Below are 13,250 nucleotides of genomic sequence, written 5' to 3' on the forward strand. Positions count from 1 at the left end.
AAAGCGTGTTCACGCGCATCGGCGCCGAGCGCGTGCTGAAGTTTGCATTTGAACTGGCGCAAAAGCGCGGCAAGCACCTGACCGCCGCCACCAAGTCCAATGGAATTTCGATTTCGATGCCCTGGTGGGACGAGCGGGTTGCCGAAATGGCCGGCAAGTACCCGGACGTGCGTTGGGATAAATATCACATCGACATCCTGTGCGCGCACTTCGTGCAGCATCCGGACTGGTTCGATGTCGTGGTGGCTTCCAACCTTTTCGGCGACATCCTGTCCGATCTGGGACCAGCATGCACGGGCACCATCGGTATCGCTCCGTCGGCCAACCTCAACCCCGAACGCAAATTCCCGTCGCTCTTCGAACCGGTGCACGGCTCGGCGCCGGACATTTACGGCAAGGGCATCGCAAACCCCATCGGTCAGATCTGGAGCGGGGCATTGATGCTGGACTTCCTCGGGTATCCCGACGCATCGGCCGCCGTGGTCAAGGCGATCGAAACGGTGCTGGCCGAAGGTCCGCGGACGCGGGATATGAAGGGCGACGCTTCGACGGCCGAAGTCGGCGACGCGATCGCATCGCTGGTCCGAGCCGGTTGATTAAAGTGGCGGCAAGCTCGTCCGGTCAGTAAATGAACGACTCAATTATTTCTCCCCCCTCGGATCACGTGGGCGGCGGGCGGGCCGACCGCTTCGTGCGCAAGCTTTTCCGCATGCTCCGCTCGCGCACGCAGCGGCACAACCAGCACCTTTGGCCGTTCGTGCGGATCTGGCGGGACACGGGAGGCGCGATCAACGGATACCGCGCCTTCGGTCGTTCTCTGCCTGTCACGCCACTGTCTCAAGGCCACGATCCCGCCGACAAGGCGGTGCATCTCATCCTCACCGGGCCTTCGATCGCCGAGATTCCCTATGACCGGATGAATATCGGGGCGGCGATGGGCGTCAATGGCGCCATCGCCCTCTCGCGCAAGTTCGGCCTGCAGTTCAAGTACTACTGCATCATCGACCAGAACTTCGTGCGGGATCGGATTGACCTGGTGCGCGAGGTTGTCGGACGCGACCTGACTTTGTATGTGTTCCCGGAAGTGCTGCGCTACATCATGCAAGGTATTCCCCAAGAGCACATCCGCTGCCGGATCTGCATCATCGAGCGGATTTCCAGGCGTGCCTACGAGCGCAGCGTGGCGCCGGCGGTCCTCAAGCGGATAGCCGCGGCTTCGGCCGACGTCCAGCTCCTGGATGCAAAGCAGGGGCTGGGCTACAGCTTTGATGCCTCGCTGGGGGTGTTCGATGCCGATACCGTGGCGTATGCGGCCCTTCAGGTCCTGATCTCCGGCGGGGCGCGCGAGGTCTACGTGCACGGGCTGGATTTGACGGTGCAGGCCGGACTGCGGTTCTACGACGAGGGCGGCAAGCCGCAGACCAGCCGTCTGACGCGCAACTTTCCGCGTTTCATCGAGCCGTCTTTCCGCTTCGCATCGCCGCTTTGGCGGGCGCGCGGGGTATCCGTGTTCAACCTTTCGCCAGTCAGCGCGCTGTCGGCCGACATCATCGAACGCAAGGACTGGCGCACGCTGCTCAAGGATTGATCCGCCTGACCAGACGCAGCCTGGTCAACAAGAGCACCAGCAAAAAACAAGGCGCCGCGAGGCGCCTTGTGCTTTTGCCGATGCCGAACGTATCAGTGCGCGCCGGCAGCCGCTTCCGCCGCCCCGCCGCCGCCCGACTTGGACGCCCGCGGCCGCGCGAACCAGACCAGGCCCGTGAGCAGCAGGAAGATGATGGCGGACGCGTAGAACACGTCTGTCGCCGACATCGTGAAGGCCTGCGCATTGATCAGGCCGTCCACCATGGTGAGCGCCTGCTGGTGCGAGACGCCCAGCCCGTTCTGCAAGGTGTTCATGGTCTGGTCGAACGCCTGCTGGCCGGGCCGGGCAATCTCGGTCAGCTGCGCGTGATGCAGCGTTGCGCGGTTTTCCCACAGCGTCGTCGAAATCGACGTGCCGAACGCGCCCGCCGTCAGCCGCAGGAAGTTCGACAGGCCCGACGCGGCGGGGATGCGCCAAGGCTCCATGCTGGACAGCGTGATCGACGTGAGCGGCACGAAGAAGGCCGCCATCGCCGCGCCCTGGATGATGGTCGGGATCATCAGCGTGCGTACGTCCGTCTGGGTGTTGAAGCCCGCGCGCATGAAGCAGACCAGCGCAAAGATCAGGAAGGCGACCGTGACGATCTGCCTGGGGTCGCGCGTGGCCAGCATCTTGCCCACGATGGGCGTGAGCAGGATCGCCAGCAGTCCGACCGGCGCGGTCACGAGGCCCGCGTAGGTCGCCGTGTAGCCCATGTTGCTTTGCAGCCAGAGCGGCAGCAGCACCACGTTGCCGAAGAAGACGCCATAGGCCACCGCCAGCGTCAGCGCACCCACCGTGAAGTTGCGGACCTTGAAAAGGCGCAGGTCCACCACGGGGTGCGCGTCGGTCAGCTCCCAGATCAGGAAGAACACGAAGGCCACGAACGCAATTGCCGCCAGCGCGATGATGGTGGGGCTGGCAAACCAGTCCAGCTCCTTGCCCTTGTCCAGCATGATCTGCAGCGCGCCCACCCAGACCACGAGCAGGACGAGGCCGAGCTTGTCGATCGGCAGCTTGCGCGTGACGGATTCGCGGTTGCCGTAGATGCGCCAGCTGATCCAGGCGGCCAGCAGGCCCACCGGCACGTTGATGTAGAAGATCCAGGGCCAGGTGTAGTTGTCGGAAATCCAGCCGCCGAGCAGCGGGCCGGCCACCGGCGCGACCAGCGTTGTCATGGACCAGACCGCCAGCGCCATGCCTGCCTTGGACTTCGGAAAGCTGGCCAGCATCAGGGTCTGCGACAGCGGGATCATCGGACCGGCCACCGCGCCTTGCAGCACCCGGAAGGCGATCAGCGCCTCGAGCGAGGGCGAGAATCCGCACAGCCAGGACGCCAGCACGAAGAGCAGCGTGGAGATCAGGAACAGGCGCACCTGGCCGAAGCGCTGCGTCAGCCAGCCGGTCAGCGGCACGGTGATGGCGTTGGCCACCGCGAACGACGTGATGACCCACGTGCCCTGGCTGGTGCTCACGCCCAGGTCGCCGGAGATGGTGGGGATGGACACGTTCGCGATGGACGTGTCCAGCACGTTCATGAAGACCGCGGTCGACAGGGCGATGGACCCGATGATGCGGGTCGCGCCTTCGAGTGGCGGATGTGCGCCCGGCGGGCGGGCGGCGTCTTGGGGCGCGCCGGCGCCCGCGGGCTGGGCGGCCGTGCTCATGATGCGACGTTGGCGGCGATGATCTTCGCGATCATCGCGTCGACTTCATTGTGGGCGGGCTCGAAGGCACGGGTCGACCAGGCCGGTTCCTTGCGCGCCACCTGCGTCAGCGGGGCGCCATCGTCCTTGCCCACGTCGACTTCCACGTCCATCGACAGGCCCACGCGCAGCGGATGCTGCTTGAGGTCTTCGGGATCCAGCGTGATGCGCACGGGGACGCGCTGCACGACCTTGATCCAGTTGCCGGTGGCGTTCTGGGCGGGAAGCAGGGCGAAGGCGCTGCCCGTGCCGGCGTCCAGGCCGGCGACGGTGCCGTGGTACGTGACCGAGCTGCCGTACAGATCGGCCACCATCTTGACCGGCTGGCCGATGCGCATCTTGCGCAACTGGCCTTCCTTGAAGTTGGCCTCGACCCAGACCTGGTCCAGCGGCACCACGGTCATCAGCGCGGCGCCGGGGGCGACGCGCTGGCCGACCTGCGCGCTGCGGCGCGCGATTACGCCGCCCACGGGGGCGGGCAGCACGGTGCGCGACTGCGCGAGCCAGGCATTGCGCAGCTCGGCGGCGGCCTGGCGCACGTCAGGATGATCGGCGACCGAGGTGCCTTGCGTCAGCGCCTGGTTGGTGGCCAGTTTGGCCTGCGCGGCGGCCAGCGCCGCCTTCGCTTGCGCGACGCCGGACTGGGCGGACTTGAGCGCGACCTCGGCGTGCAGGATTTCCTCGCCGCTGACGCCGCCCGACTTGGCAAGCTGCTGGCGGCGCTTCACGTCGCTCTGCGCACGGGTCAGTTCGGCCTGGGCGCGCAGGATGTCGGCATTGCGCAGGTCGACGTCGGCCGCCAGCGCATCGTTCTGCACGTAGTAGGTCTGCACCTGGCGCACGGTCTGCGCCAGCTTGGCTTGCGCCTGCTGCAGGGCGACGTCGGTGTCGGCGGGGTCGAGGCGGACCAGCGGCTGGCCGGCAATGACTGTTTCGGTGTCGTCGGCTTCGATGGCCACCACGGTGCCGGGCACCTGCGGCGTGATTTGCACCAGGTTGCCGTGCACGTAGGCATCGTCGGTGCTTTCAAAATGGGCGCCGAACAGCGCCCACCAGATGCCATAGGCAATGCCGGCAACGATGAAAACCCCGGTCGCCGTCAGCAGGAGGCGTTTACGGGCGGGATGGGTGGTGGGAGTGGCAGCAGCGTTCATGACGTCTGAATCCGGGATCGTTCAATGAATGGAGTTCGGGGCAGGCTCGGCCTGCGCCGCATAGCCGCCGCCCAGGGCGGTAGCGAGGTTGGCGTCGAGCTGGTAGGCGCGGATGCGCAGGTCGGTGTCAAGACGGGCCTGCGTCAGCACGCCGGTCTGCGCGATCAGCACGGTGATGTAGTTGCCCATGCCGGCCTTGTAGCGGTCGACGGCCAGGGCGTAGGCGGCCTCGATGGCCTCGCGCGCCTGGCGTTGCTGGGCCTTTTCCTGGTCGAGCAGGCGCAGGCCGTCCAGCGCGTCGGCGACCTGGTGCGCGGCATCCAGCACGGTCTGGTTGTAGTCCGACACCGTCAGGTCCGCATCGGCGCGGCGGCCCGCCAGATTCGCGTTGAGCTCGCCGCCGTGGAAGATGGGCAGCGTGATGGCCGGACCGATGCCGGCCATTCGGGCGTCGGCGCCCAGCAGGTTGCCGGTGCCAATCGCCTGAAAGCCGACGAACGCGGCCAGGTTCACATTGGGGTAAAACTCGGCCTTGGCCGTGTCGATGGCGTGGCGCGCCGCTTCGGCGCGCCAGCGGGCGGCCGTGACGTCGGGCCGGTGCCCGAGCAGGTCGAGCGGAACGCTGGCCGGAACGGCGCCGCCCGGCGCGGTCAGCGACACCTGAACCAGATCCTGTCCGCGCTGCGGGCCGGCGCCGGCCAACGCGGCGACCTGGTTGCGCAGTTGGGCGAGCGTGGTGTCGGTCTGGGTCAGTTCGACCTTGCCGGAGGCCAGCGACGACTCGGCCTGCTTCACCTCGACTTGAGTGTCCAGTCCGGCCGAATAGCGGCCCTGCGTCAGTGACAGGACCTCGGCGCGCTGGGCAATCACGCGGTTCAGCACGTCGCGCTGGGCGAACGCGTTCTGCAGGTTCAGGTAGGCGCGCACGGTGGCGCTGGCGAGCAGATTGCGCGCGGCTTGCGCGTCGGCGCTGGCGGCTTCCTGCTGCGACACCGCGGACTGCAGGCGCGAGCGGTTCTTGCCCCAGAAATCCAGCTCGTAGCTGAAGTCCAATGCCAGCCGGTTGTCGCTGACCACGGAGCCGCCCAGCGGCGCCGGGTAGATGTAGTCCTTGGACAGGTGCTCGCGATTGAGGGTATAGCCCGCGTCCACGCGCGGCAGCAGCGGGGCGCGCGCGATGCCGACGGCGGCGTTGGCCTTGGCCAGACGCGCCTGCGCGGCGCTCATCGAGGGACTGTTGGCCAGCGCTTCGGTCATCAGCGCGTTGAGCTGCGGGTCGCCGTAGCGTTCCCACCATTGCGCGGCGGGCCATTCGGTGGCTTGACCGGTCAGCCCGAGCTTGGCGGCATCAAGCGCGGCGACGGGCTTGGGCGCCGGCTCCATCAGCGCGCAACCGGAGAGGGCGAGCACCAATGCGGTAGATAAAAGGCGTTTCATCCTGACTGTTAGCTGAAAGTAATTGATTAATCTGTATTTGCCTAGGCAACGATTATGCCAAATAAAAACCCCGGCTCCAGCACGGGGCGTGGGGGTCAGCGGTCGGCCGGGGAGCCGGAGGCGGACCCGTTTGCGATCATGCGCCGCATGAAGTGCATCAGCTGCGTGACCTCGTCGGTCGAAAAGCCACGCAGGTGATGATTGAGCGCGCGGGCAATGTTGGCGGGGATTTCGCGGGCCTTGGCCTCGCCCAGTTCGGTGAGTTCGATCTTGACGACGCGGCGGTCTTCCTGGCTGCGGTTCCGGCGCAACAGACCCTTGGCTTCCAGGCGATCCAGCGCACGCGTCATGGCGCCGGTGTCCATGTCGTTGAGCCGCGCCAGTTCGGCGGGCGTGTCGGCCCGGCCCAGGAACACCATGGCCAGCGGACGCCATTGCATGGCGGTGAGATCAAGCGGTGCCATCTCCTGGTCCAGCATCCGGTTCAGGGAGTGATAGGCCAGCTTGATGAGGTAGCCCGCGTTGTCTTCGGCCATGCAACGGGTGTCGTTGCGGTAATGGACGGGGGCGTCGGGCGACTCGGAGGATACGGGCGTGGGCAGGGAAGGCGCGGCAGTCATGCGGCGCATTTTACTGCCTAGTCAGTTATTGTCAAGGCTGTATCTTGGTGGCGGGTTCGGCCGTCGGCGCCTGCTTGCGCAGACCGGACCAGACGATGGCGGCCACGATCAGCGCGGCGCCGGCCAGCATGCGCGGCGTCGGCTCCTGGCTGAACAGCACCCAGGCGAAGGCAATGGCGTAGACCGGCTCCAGCGCAATCACCAGCCCCGCGCTGCGGGCGTTCAGCCGGGTCAGGCTGGAGACGAACAGATAGTGGGACAGCCCGGTGCAGAAGACCCCCAGCAGCGCCAGCCAGAACCAGTCCAGCGCGGGCAGGGCAGGCAACTGGCCGATCGCGAAGGGCACCATCACCAGCGCCACCACCACGTTCTGCCAGCAGGCCACCTGCATCGGGTCCATGCCGGAGGCCGAGCGGCGATTGCTCAAGGCCAGCAGGGCAAAGCTCAGGCCGGATAGCAGGCCCCACGCCAGCCCGATGGTGCCCTGGTCGGCCAGATCGAACGAGGGCGTGACGAGCACCAGGCCGGCCGTCACCAGGCCCAGCAGCAGCCATTCGGCCAGCCGGACGCGCTCGCGGAAGATGAGGCCTTCGAAGAGGGTGATGAAGGCGGGGAAGCTGGCAAAGCCGAGCGTCGCGATGGCGATGCCGCCCACCTTCACGGAGATGAAGAAGGTGACCCAGTGCGCCGCGAGCAGCGCGCCCGCGAGCACCAGCACGAACAATTGCGCCGGGGTCAGCACGCCCAGCAGCGGCTTGCGGCGCATGCGCGCGAAGATGCCCAGCGCCACGACCGCGAATATGGCCCGTCCGAGCGTGATGACCGCGGCGCTGGCCTGGATCAGTTCGCCGAACACGCCGGTCAGGCCGAAAAGCACGGCGGCAATATGGATATAGGTAAGGGCGCGTTGTCGGGTCATGCTGCGAAGGAAGCGGTTTGCATCAGAGAAGGCGTGCAATTATTTTTGCGGTGAACTTAAAATCATCGCATGAATCGTATTGCCAAGCTTACGGCGCTGCCGCTGGCCTCCAGCCGCGCCGCCGGGATCGCCATGGCGGTGCTTGGCGCCGTCCTCTTTTCCGCCAAGGCCATCGTCGTCAAGTTCACGTACCGCTACGGCATCGACGCGGTCACGCTGATCGCGTTTCGCATGCTGTTCGCGATGCCGTTCTTCGCGGTGGTGGCGTGGCGCCAGTCGCGCCGCGCGGCGCGCGGCGAAATCGTGGTGATGACCACCAAGGAACGCCTGCAGGTGTGCGTGCTTGGCCTTCTGGGCTATTACCTGTCCAGCTTCCTGGATTTTCTGGGGTTGCGCTACATCACCGCCAGCCTCGAACGCCTGATCCTCTTCCTGTCTCCCTCGCTCGTCGTGCTGCTGTCGGCCCTCTGGTTCAAGCGGCCGATCGAGCGCCGGCAATGGCTGGCCATGGTGCTGTCGTACGCCGGCGTGGTGCTGGTGTTTGCGCACGACCTGTCCTTCGGCGGGGGCGGCGAGGTGCTGTTAGGGTCTTTGTTCGTTTTCGGCTCGGCCGCAAGCTATTCTGTGTACCTGATTTGCTCCGGGGAACTGATCAAGCGAATCGGCCCGACGCGGCTGGTGGCGTATGCCATGCTGGTGTCGTGCGTGGCTTGCATCATCCAGTTCTTTATCGTGCATCCGCCTTCGATGCTGATCCAGCCCGCGGCGGTCTATGGCTACTCCATCATTCACGCCACGCTGAACACGGTGGTGCCGGTGTTCATGCTGATGTGGGCGGTGTCGCTGATCGGCGCGCCCACCGCGTCGCTGCTGGGCATGGTGGGACCGGTGTCGGTGCTGTTCCTGGCCTCGTGGTTCCTGGACGAGCCCATCACCGTGTGGCAGATGGGCGGAACCGTCCTGGTGTTGGCGGGGGTGTTTGCGTTGATGGGCGGCGGCGCCATGCGCACGCCTCCCGGGCAGGACGACAGGCAATCCGCGCGGTGAAGTCTGCATTTTTGGTCAATTCGCATTATTTCCAATGAAAGGAGGCCAGCATGGCCAGCAATCTCGTCAAGGCAATTCGTATCGAGCAGCACGGTGGTCCCGAAGTCCTGAAGCTGGTTGAGGTGGAAGTGCCGCCGCCGGCCGCCAACGAAGTCACGATCGAGCAGCACGCCGCCGGTCTGAACTTCATCGATATCTATTTCCGCACGGGCTTGTATCCGCATCCGCTGCCGCATGGCCTGGGTTTTGAAGGCGCCGGCGTGGTGACCGCGGTGGGCGCCGACGTCAAGCACCTGAAGAAGGGCGACCGCGTGGCCTACGGCCAGAGCCCCATCGGCGCCTATGCCAAGGCCCGCAACGTGCCGGCCCTGCAGGTCGTGAAGGTGCCCAAGGGCATCGGATTCGACGAAGCGGCCGCCCTGATGCTCAAGGGCCTGACGGTGCAGTACCTGTTCCGCCAGACCTACCGCCTGCAGGGCGGCGAAACCATCCTGTTCCATGCCGCGGCCGGCGGCGTCGGGCTGATCGCATGCCAATGGGCCAAGGCGCTGGGCGTCAAGCTCATCGGCACGGTGTCCAGCCCCGAAAAGGCGGCGCTGGCGCGCGAGAACGGCGCCTGGGAAACCATTGATTATTCGCGTGAAAACGTGGTCGAACGCGTGCTGGAACTGACGGGCGGCAAGAAGGTGCCCGTGGTGTACGACGGCGTGGGCAAGGACACGTGGGAAACCTCGCTGGACTGCATCGAGCCGCGCGGTCTGATGGTCAGCTTCGGCAATGCGTCCGGTCCCGTGGCGGGTGTGAACCTGGCCGTCCTGAACCAGAAGGGAAGCCTGTACGTGACGCGTCCCTCGCTGGGCATCCACGTGAACACGCTGGAAAAGCTGCAGTCGGCTTCCGAAGAGCTGTTCGATCTGGTGCTCAAGAAGAAGATCAAGGTCCGCATCGACCAGCGCTACACGCTGGAGCAGGCGGGCGAAGCGCAGACGGCGCTGGCTTCGCGCAAGACGACGGGCGCGACGGTGCTGACGCTGGACTGATTGCGGCACTGATCGCGCTGGAAAGCATTGCGGCGCCCCGTGGGGCGCCGCAGCGGGCCTGGAGGACGCGCAATGCGCGGACTGCCAGGCTTTTTTGTGGGCGGCACGGCGTGCGTCGCCCGCTGATCAAAGATTTTCTTCGTTGATCAGGTCTTCCTTGCCGTAGAACTTGACGCCGATGTGGATGCGTTCGCGGCCTTGCGAGCGGCGGTGGCGGTTGGTGTCGCGCAGCGAGTAGACGCAGCCGCAGTATTCCTGCTGGTAGAAGTTCTCGCGCTTGCTGATTTCGATCATGCGCGCCGAACCGCCGCCCTTGCGCCAGTTGTAGGTCCAGTAGATCAGGTCGTCGTAGCGGGCGGCGGCACGTTCGCCGCAGCCGTTGATCTGATTCATGTCCTTCCAGCGCGAGATGCCGAGCGAACTGGTGATGGTGTCAAAGCCATGCTCATGGGCGTAAAGCGCGGTGCGTTCGAAGCGCATGTCGAAGCAGGCCGTGCAGCGCTCGCCGCGCTCGGGGGCATCTTCCATGCCCTTGACGCGGTCGAACCAGTTGTCCATGTCGTAGTCGGCGTCGATGAATTCGATGCCGTGCTGTTCGGCAAAGCGGATGTTCTCCTGCTTGCGGATTTCGTACTCTTTGACCGGATGGATGTTCGGGTTGTAGAAGTAGATCGCGTAATCGATCCCGGAGGCCGTCATGGCCTCCATGACCTCGCCGGAACAGGGTGCGCAGCACGAATGCATCAGCACCTTGCTGCGGCCGGCGGGCAGGTCGAGTTTGGGGCGGACGAGTTCAGACATGGCGGACAGGCAAAAGCGGAAAAACCCTTATTTTACGACGAGTTGCCATTAGCCCAGCACCGTCGTCCAGAGTTCGCGGACCGCGGCGCGTTCTGCCTGGAGCTGATCGGGCGCCACGCGGGCCTTTTCCACGCCTTGCAGGCGCAATTGGTGCTGGACGCGCCGCAGCGTGCGGTAGGCGTCGCCCGACCGCGCCGCCAGGTCCGGCGGGATCAGCCCGGCTTCGGCGGCCAGGCGCAACAGCGCGATGTTGCCCAGGTTGCGCACCAGCACCGGGTGCGTACGCGCGTGGCACAGCACCAGGTACTGCGTCACGAACTCCACGTCGACCATGCCGCCGCGATCATGCTTCAGATCGAAGCGGTCGGTGGTGTTGGGATGGCCGGCGTTGATCTTCTCACGCATCGCCAGCACCTCGTTGCGCAGCGCCGCCGTGTCGCGCGGCGCCACCAGGATGTCTTCGCGGATCTTTTCGAAGCGCTCGCCCAGGCTGGCGTCGCCGGCGGCGAAGCGCGCCCGGGTCAGCGCCTGGTGTTCCCACGCCCATGCGTGTTTGTGCTGGTATTGCTCGAAGGCCTCCAGGGACACCGCGAGAAGTCCCGCGTCGCCGTCCGGCCGCAGGCGCAGGTCGGTCTCGTAAAGCCGGCCCGAGGACGTCATGGTCGACAGCCAGGACGACATGCGCCGGCCCAGCTTGGCGTAGACCTCCGCGGCATCGTCGCGCGGGTCGTCGAACAGGAACACCAGGTCCAGGTCGGACGCATAGCCCAGTTCCTTGCCGCCCAGCTTGCCGTACGCGATGACGGCAAAGTGCGGCTCGGCGCCCGGGATCTTGTTCACCAGCGGCCAGGCGCGGCGAATGGTTTCGGTAAGCAGCAGGTCCGCCAGCGCCGACAACTGGTCGGCCAGCTTTTCGACGGTGAGCTCGCCTTCCAGATCCTGCGCCAGCAACTGGAAGCTGGCCTGGCGCTGCACATCGCGCATCAGGTTCATCTGGCGTTCGACGTCCGGGTCGCCGTCGGGCAGACGGCAGGCGTCCAGGTCCGCGGTCAGTTGCCGGGCGATCTGGCCGAAGTCCAGCGGCTCGAAGAGCGTGCGCCAGTCGATCAGGCTGTCGAGCAGCAACGGGTGCTGCGTCAGGTACTGCGCGGCCCACGGGCTGGCGGCCACCATGCGCGCCACACGGGCCAGCGTGTCCGGATATTCGGCCAGCAGGGCAAGGTACGCGCTGCGCTGCGCAATCTTTTCGATGAGGTCGAAGAGGCGGACCGCGGCGTCATGCGGCGCGGGCGTCTGCAGCGCGGCGCGCAGGGCGGCCGGCAAGAGGACCTCCATGCGGCGCCGGCTGCTTTCGGGCAGGCTGCGCACGCGATGGCTGCCTGACAGCGTCTCAGCGCGACGCAGGAGGTCGTCCGCGTCGTTGCCAAACGCCTGGCGGATCTGGTCGCTCAGTTCGCTTTCGCTGTCAGGCTCGTTCTGGCTGGACGGCGTGGCGTCCGGCGTTGCGGCGGGCGTGGCTTCTTCCTCGCCCATGCCGACCATGCGGAACACGTTGCGGAAGGTTTGCGATACGAAGGCGCGATGCGCGGCCAGCGTGTTTTCGAAGTCTTCGGGCGTCATCCCCAGCGCCGCGGCCAGGGCGGCGCGCAGGTCGGGGTCGCCGGGCAAGAGGTGGGTCTGCTCATCTTCGCGGTACTGCAGCGCGTGCTCGGTGCGGCGCAGGAAGCGATAGGCCTCTTCCAGCCGGCGGGTGTCGTCCTCGGGGATCAGGCCCGCTACGCATTCGGCATGCAGCGCTTCCAGCAGCCCGCGCTTTTGCAGCGCCGGCATGCGGCCGCCGCGGATCAGTTGCGCAAGCTGCACCACGAACTCGATCTCGCGGATGCCGCCGTCGCCCAGCTTGATGTTGTTGGCGCTGTCGATGCCGTTGCGCGCCGACGCGCGGCGCTGCCAGTCCTGGCGGATGCGCTCCCGCAATGCGCGCAGCGCGGCGAGCGCGTCGAAGTCGAAATACTTGCGGTAAACGAAGGGCACGCGCAGGCTTTCCAGCTGCCGGGCCTGCGCGGCGCTGTCGCTGTCTTCGAACGCCTGCGCGGGCATCAGCCGCGCCTTCAGCCACGCATAGCGTTCCCATTCGCGGCCCTGGCCGATCAGGTAATGCTCCAGCGCGTCCAGGCTCCAGGCCAGTGGACCGGCGTCGCCGTCGGGGCGCAGGCGCAGGTCGGTGCGGAACACTTGCCCATTGGCGTCCACCTCGGACAGCACCGGCATCATGCGGCGGGTCAGTCGGTCATAGAACTCGTGATGGCTGATGCGGCGGGGTCCGTCAGTTTCGCCTTCCTCGCCGTACAGCATGATGAGGTCGATGTCGGACGAGACGTTCAGTTCGCAGCCGCCCAGCTTGCCCATGCCGACGATCAGCATCTCCTGCGGCTTGCCGCTGGCGGGGTCGCGCGGAACGCCATGCACGGCCGCCAGTTCCGCCGCCACGCTGCGGTAGGCGGCGGCCACCGCCATGTCCGCCAGCGTGGTCATGGCGCCCACCACCTCTTCAAGCGGCGCTTGCCCGGTCAGGTCGCGCACGATCAGCACGCTGAAGACGCGTTCGCGCAGCTTGCGCAGCACCATGCGGCAGGTGTCCACCGGCAAGGCGGCGGAGGCGGCCGAGGCCGTGCCGGCCAGTTCGTCCTGCCATTGCACCATCAGGTCCGGTGTCACGGGGTGTTTCACGGCCTCGTCCAACCAGGCGGCCAAGTCCGGGTGGGCATCCAGGCGGCGGCGCAGATGGCCGGACCAGGCGAGGGCGGGTGCAATCAAGGATGGTTTCGACATGGTGCAAAGGGCGGCAGACGGATGGACGTGTTTCAGGTATAAGTGGGGACGATACTGCAAGACATCT

General features: G+C 66.3%; 11 protein-coding genes. 4 read left to right on the top strand and 7 right to left on the bottom strand.

Annotated elements, in window-relative coordinates; genetic code table 11:
* Window positions 1-596: isocitrate/isopropylmalate family dehydrogenase (locus RT697_RS18110; protein WP_313700753.1), on the top strand; the 596-nt coding region annotated here is incomplete at its 5' end.
* A gap of 32 nt (window positions 597-628) precedes the next feature.
* A complete protein-coding gene (locus tag RT697_RS18115) occupies window positions 629-1,588 on the top strand; it encodes a hypothetical protein (RefSeq protein WP_313700755.1) in 960 nt (319 codons plus the stop codon).
* Between the two features lie 92 nt (window positions 1,589-1,680).
* Here RT697_RS18115 and RT697_RS18120 read toward each other — a convergent pair whose 3' ends face one another.
* The 5 genes from RT697_RS18120 to RT697_RS18140 all read right to left on the bottom strand — a co-directional run bounded on the left by RT697_RS18120 (window position 1,681) and on the right by RT697_RS18140 (window position 7,463).
* A complete protein-coding gene (locus tag RT697_RS18120) occupies window positions 1,681-3,294 on the bottom strand; it encodes a DHA2 family efflux MFS transporter permease subunit (RefSeq protein WP_313700756.1) in 1,614 nt (537 codons plus the stop codon).
* A complete protein-coding gene (locus RT697_RS18125) occupies window positions 3,291-4,487 on the bottom strand; it encodes an efflux RND transporter periplasmic adaptor subunit (RefSeq protein WP_313700757.1) in 1,197 nt (398 codons plus the stop codon). Before RT697_RS18125 ends, RT697_RS18120 begins: the two co-directional genes overlap by 4 nt.
* Window positions 4,488-4,508: 21 nt before the next feature.
* Entirely contained in the window at window positions 4,509-5,924 is a 1,416-nt protein-coding gene (locus tag RT697_RS18130) for an efflux transporter outer membrane subunit (RefSeq protein WP_313700759.1), read from the bottom strand.
* Window positions 5,925-6,019: 95 nt separating this feature from the next.
* On the bottom strand, window positions 6,020-6,544 hold the full coding sequence (locus tag RT697_RS18135) for a MarR family transcriptional regulator (protein ID WP_313700789.1): 525 nt from the start codon (window positions 6,542-6,544) through the stop codon (window positions 6,020-6,022).
* Between the two features lie 31 nt (window positions 6,545-6,575).
* Window positions 6,576-7,463 (bottom strand): DMT family transporter, encoded by an 888-nt coding sequence (locus tag RT697_RS18140; RefSeq protein ID WP_313700761.1) that lies wholly within the window; start codon window positions 7,461-7,463, stop codon window positions 6,576-6,578.
* Window positions 7,464-7,532: 69 nt separating this feature from the next.
* On the opposite strand from RT697_RS18140, the gene RT697_RS18145 reads away from it, so the two are divergent.
* The gene (locus RT697_RS18145) at window positions 7,533-8,510 is read left to right on the top strand and encodes a DMT family transporter (RefSeq protein WP_313700762.1); all 978 of its coding nucleotides are present in this window, start codon (window positions 7,533-7,535) and stop codon (window positions 8,508-8,510) included.
* A 50-nt stretch (window positions 8,511-8,560) separates the two neighbouring features.
* Window positions 8,561-9,550: a quinone oxidoreductase gene (locus RT697_RS18150; RefSeq protein ID WP_312432244.1), complete on the top strand. Its 990-nt coding sequence runs from the start codon at window positions 8,561-8,563 to the stop codon at window positions 9,548-9,550.
* A gap of 126 nt (window positions 9,551-9,676) precedes the next feature.
* Here RT697_RS18150 and RT697_RS18155 read toward each other — a convergent pair whose 3' ends face one another.
* Both RT697_RS18155 and glnE read right to left on the bottom strand, forming a co-directional pair.
* Complete coding sequence (locus tag RT697_RS18155; RefSeq protein ID WP_105238120.1) at window positions 9,677-10,351, bottom strand: epoxyqueuosine reductase QueH; 675 nt, start codon at window positions 10,349-10,351, stop codon at window positions 9,677-9,679.
* Between the two features lie 48 nt (window positions 10,352-10,399).
* A complete protein-coding gene (gene glnE / locus RT697_RS18160; protein WP_313700764.1) occupies window positions 10,400-13,183 on the bottom strand; it encodes a bifunctional [glutamate--ammonia ligase]-adenylyl-L-tyrosine phosphorylase/[glutamate--ammonia-ligase] adenylyltransferase in 2,784 nt (927 codons plus the stop codon).
* Window positions 13,184-13,250: the final 67 nt, after the last annotated feature.

Origin of the sequence: Achromobacter sp., assembly GCF_032113835.1 — a bacterium.
Lineage (GTDB): Bacteria > Pseudomonadota > Gammaproteobacteria > Burkholderiales > Burkholderiaceae_B > Achromobacter.